Genomic DNA, 11,859 nt, shown 5'->3' with positions numbered 1-11,859 from the left:
CGTAAAATAGTAGTCTGCCTTTCCTATTCCCCAATTATGAGAGGATAAACTGAAGACTATATTCTACCGGAACGTATGATGGAAAATAATAAGTAAGTAAACATTAAGGTTGCGATGACCGCGCCGACTTCAATGAGGGGTAACTTTAAGAAGAGAGCAGTTTGTCCAGCAATGGCAGAACCGATAATGAGACCAACCATGAGAATACTAAATGCCAACAACACAATACTTAAGGATAAGCGATTGGCAATCTTATCAAGACGGCGGAATATAATGTTCGTTTGCTTCAAGCCGACGTCTAATTCTACTTTACCTTTTTGTATAGTTTTGATAGCTTTTTTCATATCGTTTGGTAACTCGGATAAAATTTCAGCATTCTTTACAAAGGTATGCCAACCGTTTTCGAGTAAGTAGCGTGGGTCGAATTGTTTGAACACCATCTTTTTACCATACGGTTCGATGGCTTTCATAATACTGAAAGAAGGATCCAGCTTTCCTAGTACACCTTCAAGTGTAAGAATCACTTTTACAAGAATGGCGATTTCATTCGGCAGACGTATGCGGTGTCGATAAGCAATTGAGAAAATCTCCATGAATACATCACCTAATCTTAAGTCTGTAAGTGATGTTTCATAATATTTCCGCTGAATAATCTGCAAGTCACGATACAATGCATCTGTGTTAGTTTTTTCATGTAAGATATTCATAGCTTCGAATACATCGATTAATCGAGCGATATTTCCTCTTTGTAAGGCGACGAGTAAGGAAATGAAATGATAAGTCATTTCCTTACTTAGTTGACCGACCATACCGAAATCTAAATAATGAATAACGTTTCCAGGTGCAATGAAGATATTACCGGGATGGGGATCGCCGTGGAAAAAGCCGTTTTCCATTACTTGAGAAAGCATAGAATTCGCAATTCTTTCTGCGATCACCTTACGATCATACCCTTCGTGGTCTAGTTGTCCGACATTGCTCACTTTAATACCTGTGACCAGTCCCGCTGTTAGGACAACACGTGTAGTGTATTCATCGTAGACTACTGGGACTTGAATCGTAGGATCTTTCACAAATTGCTGCGAGATCCGTTCAGCGTTACGGCCTTCCAGTTGGTAATCTAGTTCCTCCCGTAGTGAATGAGAGAATTCATAGATTAAATCTTTTATATGATATGCTTTCGCCCAGTCCATATTCTTCTCGAGAAACCCTGCCAAGTCGTGCAAGATGGCTAGGTCAGTATTTATTTGTCGTTGGATATTAGGTCGCTGGATTTTCACCGCTACGTGTTCACCGCTAGGCAAACGAGCGGTATGCACTTGACCTATAGAAGCTGAAGCGAGTGGTTTTTCATTGAATTCCAAGAAGAGCTCTTCAATCGTTCCACCTAATTGATGCTCGATGATTTCCCTCACGACTTCAAATGGAAAAGATTCTACGTGGTCTTGTAGTTTCTCAAGCTCTGAAGCAATTTCCTCAGGCACTAAATCCCGACGGCCGCTGGCAATTTGTCCAAGCTTAATGAAAGTCGGTCCAAGTTGTTCTAATGCAGTTCGTAATTTTTTACCGACATGATACAAATTCAAATCAACTTGTTCATCTGCAGAAGCAAATTTACGATCTGTCAGTCCAAGACGAAATAAGATGTGACTAAATCCATTTCTTAAAAAGACATTGATGATTTCTTGTGAACGTTGTGCATTTTTCATTCTTCGTTTTAACAAAAAGAACACCTCCGTATCTACCCTCTCTACAAAAGATACCATTGAACTCGTATAATTAAACACTAAAAAGGTCTCCGTCTTCTCTGTTGAATAGAGAATAGGAGACCCTTCTATTTTAGAAGATTTTTTTCCTGTCACGTTCATCCTTCAAAACTTCGACCGCTTCACGGAAACGCAGTGAATGGACGTTCTCTCTTTCTCTTAGAAACTTTAGAGAATCATTAATCCATGCATCGTCTGAAATATCGATAATCCATTGATACGTAGCGCGCGCTTTTTCTTCCGCTGCTATATCTTCGTACAAATCAGCTATCGGATCTCCCTTTGCTTGGATGTACGTTGTCGTAAAGGGTACACCACCCGCATTTTCATAAAACAGCGCATGACCGTGATTGACGTAATGTGCACCAAGACCAGCTTCTTCAAGTTGTTCTGGTGTAGCGTCTTTCGTTAATTTGTAAATCATGGTAGCTAGCATTTCTAAATGGGAAAACTCTTCGGTTGCAATATCATTCAGTACGCCGATCACTTTGTCAGGAACGGTGTAGCGCTGATTCATATAGCGTAATGCAGCAGCGAGTTCGCCGTCTGCACCACCATATTGCTCGGCAATATACCTCGCAAGTTTTGGGTTACACTCTTTGACTTCTACCGGATACAATAACTTTTTCTCATAGACCCACATCCATATTCCCTCCAGTAACCTAGTGTGTATTTAGAACTACATTTGCCATGGCCAAGGCGCTTGATTCCACCGCCAACCTGTATCAATTGCCTGTTCCGACGGTATGGAATGCAACGAAAGCGGTCCGAAATGCTTTTCATACAACTTTCGTAGCCTAGCCGCTTCTTTAATAGCAAGTCGCCATTGCGTAAGAGCTTCTTGATCGTCAGGATGCGTGTTGGTATAGAGAGTCAGTTCAACTACTACAAAATCGGCTTGCTGCACATTCTTTAACATGTCTCTTCGCTCAGTTGCATCCATCAGGAGATCCCCTCCCTTTTTGAATAGCCATCGACTAGGGCCGGCCACAGCGACCCGTGTTGTAAAGCTTCAGCAGGTGAAAATTGTGGAAGTGAAGCGGGCTGGAAATTCATAAACAGCTGAGGCGGCAAGGAAAACGTTTTGACTTTGACAGGTGGACACGGATCCCATGGAGAAATATACGGTTCATAACTGCCTGTGAACGTATAATCCATTCGTTATCAACTCCTCTACGCAAGATATGTAACTTTCTAATGTCGTATGACTAAACATAATTACTTTGTGCAACAAATAAATGAACATTAGTAGTCTAAAGTTTATGTAATATAATAGTTATATCTAATTAATATATTTATTAATAGAGAGTATTCTAGTACAATGGAAGGAGTAATTAATGTCTAACTGAATGAATTGAGGGGATATGCAGCTTCGGTAATACGCTAGGATGAATACATACAATGAAGGAGACGTTCAAATGAAACGCGGAGATGGAATAAATGAATGATTACTCCATATTTATCGGAAGACAGCCGATCCTAAGCAGATTAGGAGAGATTTATGCATATGAACTACTGTACCGAAATAGTGAAAAAAACTTTTTTCCTGATATAAATCCTGAACAGGCTACAATCGGTCTATTAATCAATACTTTTCTCTCCGTTGGAATAGATCAGGTAACGAGCGGTGTGCGTTCCTTCATAAACTTTTCAGGTGAACTGCTTGCGCAGGATATATTTATGAGTCTGAATCCTGATCAAGTAGTGATTGAGATTCTGGAAGATGTGGAAATAACACCTGCTCTGTTGCGTCGGCTGCGGATGTTTAAGGAAGCGGGATTCACGCTGGCGCTAGATGATTTTATTCTACAAGATCAATATGTCACAAATGCTCAGTTATTTGAACTCGTGGACATTATTAAAGTGGATTTCATACAAACGAGCATAGCGGAGAAACATCGCATCACCACATTTTTGAAAAGATATCCATCGATTATTTTATTGGCGGAAAAGGTAGAGACAGAGGCAGATTATCAGCTTGCATTAAAGAGTGGCTATGATTTGTTCCAAGGCTATTTTTTTGCGAAACCTGACATTATTAAAAGTGCTGAAATTCCATCCAACACATTAATACATCTGCAAATTATTGATTATTTCCAACAGGATTCTCAGTCTATCAATCAGCTATCCGATCTAATTATGCGGGATGTATCAATTTCCTATAAACTATTACGCTTTATCAACTCATTAGCATTTGATATACCGCGTCAAATTAGCTCCATCAAGCAAGCGATTATGTTTATTGGGCTAAATGAAACGAAGAAGTGGCTACAAGTCCTGATGTTGCATGATTTAGGTTCAGATCTACAAGATGGTCGTGTGGAAGCACTTGTTGAATTATCACTTCGTCGTGCACGAGCATGTGAACTGCTAGCGAAGTATAAAAGAAAGCCAAATAAAGACGAGTACTTTCTTACCGGTATGTTTTCATTGATCGATGCAGTGATGCGGCGTAAATGGGAAGATATATTGCCATTACTTTCTTTATCCGACGTCATTATGGATACGTTAAATGGAAAACAAACTGAAATGAGTCCATATATGGAACTGATAGAATCGGTAGAGCGTTTTGAATGGCAAACAGTCGAGCGGCTTTCACGTGAACTAGCAATTCCTAAAAAAGAGTTAAGCGATATCTTTCTACAAGCCTTGCGCTGGTCGCGTGGAATAGAGCATGAAATGAATTGATTACATATGGAAAAGACATTTTCTCTTGAAGATGTCTTTTTTGATGTGTAAGATAGACAGTTATAATCTATTTGGTAATTTCTTATTCTGTAATTTATATAGGCAGAAGAACGTTATATCTCTTGAAATTGGGGTAAAGAGTGTAGTAAGAGAGTTACCAAATGAACACTAGGAGTCGATAAGTTTGGACAAAAAGTTCTGGAAAAATCCCGTGTTCTCTATTTCTGCCGTATTTATATTGATCCTCGTCATATTAGGATCAACGATACCGGGTCCCTTTGGTGTGGTTTCCGAAAGGCTCTATCATTTCACGACAGATAACTTTGGGTGGTTCTATCTACTTACTGTATTTATTGTCATTATATTTTTAGTAGGACTGGCAATTAGTAAATTCGGGGCTATTCGTTTGGGTGGAGATACAGAACGTCCAGAATATCCATTTTTCACATGGATCGGCATGCTCTTTTCTGCTGGTTTCGGTGTAGGGTTGGTGTTCTGGGGCGTGGCGGAACCAATGAGTCACTATTTCAAGTCGCCTATTGCAGGTGTTGATTCACAGACGGAAGAAGCAGCACGTGTTGCGATGGGTTATTCATTCTTCCACTGGGGTGTTTCACAATGGGCCATCTTTGGTATAGTAGGGCTGGTTATTGGGTTTCTACAATTCCGAAAGAAGAAGGATGGTTTGATTTCAACGGCGCTTGAGCCTTTGATCGGAAGTAATCGCCATGTGAAGACGGGCATCGATTCATTTGCGGTTATAGCAACTGTCATGGGTATTGCCACTTCATTAGGTATGGGTGTCTTACAAATGAGTGGTGGACTGGAGTATGTCTTTAATATTAAGAGTACGTTTACGATTCAACTACTAATTATTGCTGTTGTGTTCGTCGCCTACATGACGAGTGCTTCTACAGGCTTGAGTAAAGGTATCGCATATCTAGGTAACTTTAACTTGGGTATGGCGATTGCGTTATTGCTATTTTTCTTTATAGTAGGACCAAAAGTATTTATATTGGAAACCTTTACGCTAGCAATTGGGGATTATATTAATAATTTTATTACGTACAGTTTACGTTTACAACCTTATCAAGGCGGCACTTGGGTGAAAGACTGGACCATATTCTACTGGGCTTGGACTATCGCTTGGTCACCTTTCGTCGGTGCATTCGTTGCACGTGTATCGAAGGGACGAACAATCCGAGAATTTATCATGGGGGTCATGGTCATCCCGCCTGCATTTTCTTGTATGTGGATTGCTACGCTTGGTGGAACTGCACTTTATAGCGACTTGCGTAATGGTACGCAAATCGCACAAGAAGTAGACAAGGATGTTACGTCGGCCATTTTTGCGACGCTTCAACACTTGCCGATGACAGGTATCGTATCGTTTCTGGCTATAGTGCTAATCTTTACATTCTTGATCACGTCTGCTGACTCAGCAACGTATATTCTAGCGAGTATGACAACGCGTGGTAGTTTGTTCCCTCCATTAATCGTGAAATTTGTCTGGGGATTCTTAATGACTGCAATCGCGGCTGTATTATTATATGCAGGCGGATTAGAAGCCTTGCAATCAGCGTCACTCGTATCTGCCTTACCGTTTACCTTACTTCTTCTATTACTGATCTTCTCGTTGGCCAAGCTACTGGCTAGAGAACCGATTACTGTCAGGCCGACGGATATTCGCCAATTTGAACACGTAGAGGGCGAAGTCAAAAAGAGACGTAAACGGAAAGAAAGTGAAAAAGAAAAGAAAGAGCGTAGAGAAGCAGAAAAAGCGAGAAGGATAAAAGAAAAAAACGACAGAAAATATCAAGAGCTTGAAAAGAAAAAGTATCGTGAAGTAGAAAAAGAAAAGAACGAATAGAAGAAAAGGCCGGTTCGTAGCATTTAGCGCGAACCGGTCTTTTATCATAGAGAGGAGAATGTACGTGGCGATTGTAAAAGTTAAAGACGTTCAGTTCAAAAGAGAAGACAATCAAATCTTACAAGACATAACTTGGGAGATTGAGCAAGGGCAGCAGTGGGGGATGCTTGGGCTTAATGGTTCTGGTAAGACTTCGCTATTATCCATTATTTCTACATATGAAATTCCTTCCAGTGGTGAGGTGGAAGTACTCGGCAAACGGTTTGGGAGTTCCTATTTACCTGAATTACGTAAAAAAATTGGCTTTGTCAGTAGTTCTTTAGAAAAGTTCTCGGACTATTTCTGGAATGAATCGATCGAGCGGATCATCATCAGTGGTAAATTTGCGAGCTTTGGCATCTACGATAAAATAATAGCTGAAGACTGGATACGTGCGGATTATTTAGTGAAGGAATTTCGATTGGGGCATGTCAAAGGCAAGAAATTCAGACTGCTCTCTGAAGGTGAAAAACGTCGTGTGCTGATCGCGCGGGCTTTAATGGGTGATCCAGATTTATTGATTTTGGACGAGCCGTGTTCGGGGTTGGACATTTTGGCAAGAGAACAATTTCTTGAAGCGCTTGAAACGGCTACAAAAAGTAATGTGCATCTTGTTTATGTCACACATCATATAGAAGAGCTCGTTCCCGAAATTACTCACGCATTATTATTAAAAGAAGGAAAAATTGTAGCGAGTGGCCCTAAAAAAGAAGTTTTGACGGATGAACTGCTATCCGAAACGTATCAGGTTCCTGTAACGATCGAGTGGCATGCTGAACGGCCTTATCTTTCAATGAAATAAGTAGATTTATACAGTTTATTGCAAGATAGAGAGGGGATATTATATAAAGCATAATATCGCAATACGAAGTGTTCAGGGACACATAAATCAAATGGACTAATGAAAGGAGGAGAGAGCTTGTGGCGAAAGAGAAACGTAAAATGACCAAAAAGCGCATAGCTTCCTATGTATTGCTTTTTGTTGCATTACTTTATGCAGGTGTCATGCTTTGGCAAACATATAAGCCATTGCCACCTGGTATTTCCTATAAAGGAGACCTTCATCAAGTAGAAGATGTAGAGTTCATTTATGATTTGACATACTCCAAGACGAAGTTAAAAGATCACTACCAATCAGAGCTTCGCATATTCAAAGAAGTATTTCAAATGATTGAAGATGCACAAGAGTTTGTCGTACTCGACTTCTTTTTAATGGATGATTACTATGATGAAAAGGAAGACTTTCCTCAAATTGCAGATCAACTAACAGATGTATTAGTGAAGAAAAAAGAAGAGTTTCCTGATATGCCGATCGTCTACATAACGGATCCAGTGAATACCGGCTATGAATCCTATGAGTCGGAATGGTTTAAAGCATTGGAAAAAGCAGGCGTACAAGTAGTGTATACAGACTTGGAGCCATTGCGTGATTCGATGCCCCTATATTCTGGGGTATATCGCATCTTTCTTCAGTGGTTTGATTTTAATGGGAAAAACCGTTTCCCCAACTTCTTGGCAAGTGAAGCGCCTGACGTGAAGTTTTCATCTTATCTGAAGTTGTTGAATGTTAAAGCCAATCATCGAAAGACACTCGTGACAGAACAAGCAGCGTTAGTTACCTCTTCTAATCCTCACGCAGCGAGTGGCCGTCACGGCAATGTGGCATTTAAAGTGAAAGGCCCAATCCAGAATGATATATTGGAATCGGAAGAAGCTGTGCTTCAGTATTCATCGGGTGGAAAGTTGCCACGTATCGAAGCGGAAGAGCAAAAGGGACCTTATCAAGTCCAGTACTTGACCGAAAGTAAGGTAATGGATGCCTTAGTGAGCGATATTAAAAAAGCGAAAAAAGATGATATGATCCGTATGGGCATGTTTTATCTTTCTGAGCAACAAGTAATCCAGCCTTTAGAAGAAGCAGCCAATCGGGGTGTAAATGTAGAGATTGTCTTGGATCCGAACGAAAATTCATTCGGTAGTAAAAAATCAGGTTTACCTAATCGTCCAGTTGTTCAAGAAATAAGAGAAAACACAGACGATAAAATCAAAGTACGTTGGTACAATACCGTAATCGGTCAATATCACACTAAGTTGGTAACCGTACAGACCGCAGAAGATACGTATATTACAAATGGCTCTTCGAATATAACGGAGCGCACGTTACGTGATTACAACTTGGAAGCGAATCTGCGTATTATAGCACCAACTGACAGCGAGCTGACAGATGAAATCAACGCCTATTTCGATCGTATATGGAAAAACGAAGACGCGCTATATACTCTAGACGTAGAAGAATACCAAAATAACCTGACATTCTTCCAACGAGGAATTTACGCATTGCAACGCTGGGCGAAGCTTACATCATATTAAAATTAGAGAAGCACCGCTTATCGTTGCGGGGTTTCACTAGTTTTTTCTCATAGCACAAAGTATAAAGTATGAGAAGTTTCTAACAATAAATTGAACATAGGAGATGTAGTAGATGAAGATTGTAATATTTGGAGCAACAGGCCGTACAGGAAGTGAGATCGTTCGTCGTGCATTAGCTGACGATCACGAGGTCACGGCAGTAGTTCGATCGCCTGAGAAGTGCAAACCTCAAGAAAAATTGACGATCATTGCAGGTGACGTACGGGATCCGGTTGTAGTGAAAAATACATTGGTTGGGGCTGACGCAGTCGTTAGTGCGCTTGGCACTGATAAAACAACCACACTGACAGAAGCGATTCCGGCTATTATTGAAGGGATGAAAGAACACGGGATCAAAAGAATCGTAACGATTGGAACAGCGGGTATATTAAATAGCAGAACAGAACCGTCCAAGTTACGTTACCAATCGAATGAATCTCATCGAAAGTTGACATTTGCCGCAGAGGAGCACCATAAAGTATTTACTATGTTGAAAGATTCCGGCTTAGACTGGACGATAGTTTGCCCAACCTATTTACCTGACGGGGAAGCGGTCGGCAATTATCGGACGGAAAGAGAGTACTTGCCGATTGATGGTGCCCAGATCTCTACTGGTGATACTGCTGCATTCGCTTATGATGAACTATGTAAACAAGATCATAAGGGGTATAGAGTTGGGATATCCTATTAAGTAATGTCAATCAAAGTAAGAGTGAACAGCAGGTATTGGTATATTATGTTATAAAGCTTGAAATATCCCATAAAATCTCTTTACTCTATGATATAATAGGAGGATAGCACCACAGGGAAAAGGAGATTGGGAGACAGATGAGATGGTCCTTGAAAAACTTAATTCAAGTCATGGCAATATTGGCAATTGTGTTGACCTTTCTAACGAGTACTACGGTAGCATATCAAGTGCATAAAAAAACCTTAATCAATTCAACTTTAGAAACGAACTACGCATATGTCCAAAAATTGACTTCTACTACAGATACTTATTTACGTGAAATATTAAACACATTAGAAGTTAATGCGGAAGTAGTGTTAACTCTCCTGGATGACCCTTCTTCACAAACGCAAATAAATGCAGTGGCAGAGCGGATTAGATTAGAAACGAATACATTTGATTCTGTCGCGATTGCCTCTCCAGAAGGCACCATACTAGGTGCTTCCTCTCCGAGTCTTGAGTTGGTTGGGGAAAAGTTGACTTCGATTGGAGCAATGCAAGCAATTAAGGAAAAGAGGGAAATAGTCTCTCACCCTTACGTTGGAATTGAAGGAGAACCAATTATATTCATCAGTGTTCCACTCTTTGAAGGTGACGAGTATAAAGGATTTTTAGGAGGCGCCATTTATCTCGATAAGCCCAATATATTAGAGAAGCTTTTAGGAAACCATTATTATGAAAATGGTTCATATGTATATGTAGTAGACTATGCAGGCAAACTAATTTATCATCAAGAAAAAGAGCGTTTGAAAGAGGATGTCTCGAGCAACTTAGCGGTTCAAAAAGTAATTAAAGGGGAAAGTGACTTTACACAGCTAGTCAACACAAAGGGGATACCTATGTTAGCCGGATATGCCTATGTACCCATTGCTGAATGGGGAATCGTAGCGCAAAGACAACTAGATATTTCTGTTGCTCCAGCAAAAAAAATGGTGCTGGAGATGGCAGTAAAGTCTCTTCCGTTACTACTCCTTTCATTCTTTTTAGTGAGCTATCTTTCAAGAAAGATCGCTCTGCCTCTCCAGAAGTTGGCATACTATACGGAAAGTAGTACAGAGTCTGATCAAAAAGAAAAGATGGAAGGAATCTCTGATTGGTACTATGAAGTGAGACAATTAAAAGGAGCTATGTTACATAGTTTGGATTACTTCAAGAACGAGATGAACTATTTCATTCATCAATCAACAACGGACCCTTTAACGAAGTTAATGAATCGCCGAATGATGGATAGTTACATGAAGCAATGGGTGGACGATGGGACGCCATTCGCTCTAATTATTTTTGATATAGACAAGTTTAAACGTGTCAATGATCGCTACGGTCATGCAGTAGGAGATGAAGTACTTATTTACTTGGCGGACTTGATGCAACGAACCGTTCGCGAGCAAGATATCTGTTGTCGCTACGGTGGAGAAGAATTCGTCATCTTATTGCCGAAGTCGGATAAAGTCACTGCGTATCTAAGGGCGGAACGCCTTCGTGAAAAGTTGGAGGACACAGTTAGTCCTTGTGGTGAAGTCATTACAATTTCAGCTGGGGTAGTCGCGTACCCACTTCACGCAAACCACCCAGCACGACTTATCGAGTTAGCTGATCGAAGCCTGTATGAAGCTAAACGTACAGGACGTAATAAGACCATCGTCGTTTCCGAAGAACCTCGGCATGAGTAATATGCCGAGGTTTTCTTTAGCAGTAGATGAATGGAAAGGGGTTAGAATAATGCAAGAGCAATCTATGGATAAACGCTTACACATCAAAACACTTGGTGTTAAAGAGTGGATTCATCAGTCATCTCATTATAATCGTTATGAAGCGACGCCTTACGAGATGCTAGATTATTTATTTACTGAACATGACCTTTTAAAAGAGGGGAGCTTGATCGACTTTGGATGTGGAAAAGGGAGAGTTCCTTTTTATGTAAACCATCTTTTTTGTTTGGACACGATAGGTATAGAAATGAATGGTGTGTTACATCAAAATGCAATGACTAACCTAATGGAGTATCGACAAGCCTTCCCTAAGAGGCCTGGATCCATTTCATTTGAATGCTGTATAGCAGAGAGTTACATCATTCCGGCAGATGCGGTGACGTTCTATTTTTTCAATCCATTTTCTTTGGACATTTTTCGATCTGTTGTTCAACGGATTCTAAAGTCAGCAGAAAACACCCCCCGCGCATTGGAAATCATTCTATATTATCCGACTGATGAATATGTCTATTTCATGCATCGACACCCATTATTCGAAAAAGTGGCAGAGATACCGATTACACATTTGCAAATTCATGACAAAGCAGAGCGCTTTTTAGTCTATACGTACAAACAGCCTTGAACATGTAGATCAAGGCTGTTTGTATA

Annotated in this window: 11 protein-coding genes; 7 read left to right on the top strand and 4 right to left on the bottom strand. The window is 40.4% G+C overall.

All coding sequences use genetic code 11. The features are described 5' to 3' along the window. Positions 1–56 precede the first annotated feature (56 nt). From CSV64_RS12605 to CSV64_RS12590, 4 genes are all read right to left on the bottom strand, one after another. Positions 57–1,733 carry an ABC1 kinase family protein gene (locus tag CSV64_RS12605; RefSeq protein WP_233190469.1) on the bottom strand — a complete coding sequence of 559 codons (1,677 nt, stop codon included), beginning with the start codon at positions 1,731–1,733 and terminating at the stop codon, positions 57–59. 106 nt (positions 1,734–1,839) lie between these two features. Then, the gene (locus CSV64_RS12600) at positions 1,840–2,409 is read right to left on the bottom strand and encodes a manganese catalase family protein (RefSeq protein ID WP_099624866.1); all 570 of its coding nucleotides are present in this window, start codon (positions 2,407–2,409) and stop codon (positions 1,840–1,842) included. Positions 2,410–2,445: 36 nt separating this feature from the next. After that, complete coding sequence (locus tag CSV64_RS12595; RefSeq protein WP_099634934.1) at positions 2,446–2,709, bottom strand: spore coat protein CotJB; 264 nt, start codon at positions 2,707–2,709, stop codon at positions 2,446–2,448. Continuing rightward, positions 2,709–2,924, bottom strand: a complete 216-nt coding sequence (locus tag CSV64_RS12590; protein ID WP_085427534.1) for a spore coat associated protein CotJA — start codon at positions 2,922–2,924, stop codon at positions 2,709–2,711. The genes CSV64_RS12595 and CSV64_RS12590 overlap by 1 nt, the downstream gene beginning before the upstream one ends. Before the next feature lie 282 nt (positions 2,925–3,206). Here CSV64_RS12590 and CSV64_RS12585 point away from each other — a divergent pair, with 282 nt between their 5' ends. From CSV64_RS12585 to CSV64_RS12555, 7 genes are all read left to right on the top strand, one after another. After that, positions 3,207–4,454, top strand: coding sequence for an EAL and HDOD domain-containing protein (locus CSV64_RS12585; protein ID WP_099634933.1), 1,248 nt, complete (start codon positions 3,207–3,209; stop codon positions 4,452–4,454). A gap of 184 nt (positions 4,455–4,638) precedes the next feature. After that, positions 4,639–6,324, top strand: a complete 1,686-nt coding sequence (locus CSV64_RS12580) for a BCCT family transporter (protein WP_099634932.1) — start codon at positions 4,639–4,641, stop codon at positions 6,322–6,324. 64 nt (positions 6,325–6,388) lie between these two features. Beyond that, positions 6,389–7,165, top strand: a complete 777-nt coding sequence (locus CSV64_RS12575) for an ABC transporter ATP-binding protein (protein ID WP_233190464.1) — start codon at positions 6,389–6,391, stop codon at positions 7,163–7,165. Positions 7,166–7,284: 119 nt separating this feature from the next. Continuing rightward, positions 7,285–8,733, top strand: coding sequence for a phospholipase D family protein (locus CSV64_RS12570; RefSeq protein WP_099634930.1), 1,449 nt, complete (start codon positions 7,285–7,287; stop codon positions 8,731–8,733). Positions 8,734–8,845: 112 nt separating this feature from the next. Then, positions 8,846–9,463, top strand: coding sequence for an NAD(P)-dependent oxidoreductase (locus tag CSV64_RS12565; RefSeq protein ID WP_099634929.1), 618 nt, complete (start codon positions 8,846–8,848; stop codon positions 9,461–9,463). A gap of 137 nt (positions 9,464–9,600) precedes the next feature. Further along, on the top strand, positions 9,601–11,172 hold the full coding sequence (locus CSV64_RS12560; protein ID WP_099634928.1) for a sensor domain-containing diguanylate cyclase: 1,572 nt from the start codon (positions 9,601–9,603) through the stop codon (positions 11,170–11,172). 49 nt (positions 11,173–11,221) lie between these two features. After that, positions 11,222–11,833, top strand: coding sequence for an SAM-dependent methyltransferase (locus CSV64_RS12555; protein WP_099634927.1), 612 nt, complete (start codon positions 11,222–11,224; stop codon positions 11,831–11,833). Positions 11,834–11,859 lie beyond the last annotated feature (26 nt).

Source organism: Sporosarcina sp. P32b (assembly GCF_002743335.1).
In the GTDB taxonomy this organism is placed as follows: Bacteria; Bacillota; Bacilli; order Bacillales_A; family Planococcaceae; genus Sporosarcina.
This window is presented reverse-complemented; position numbering and strand designations above follow the sequence as displayed.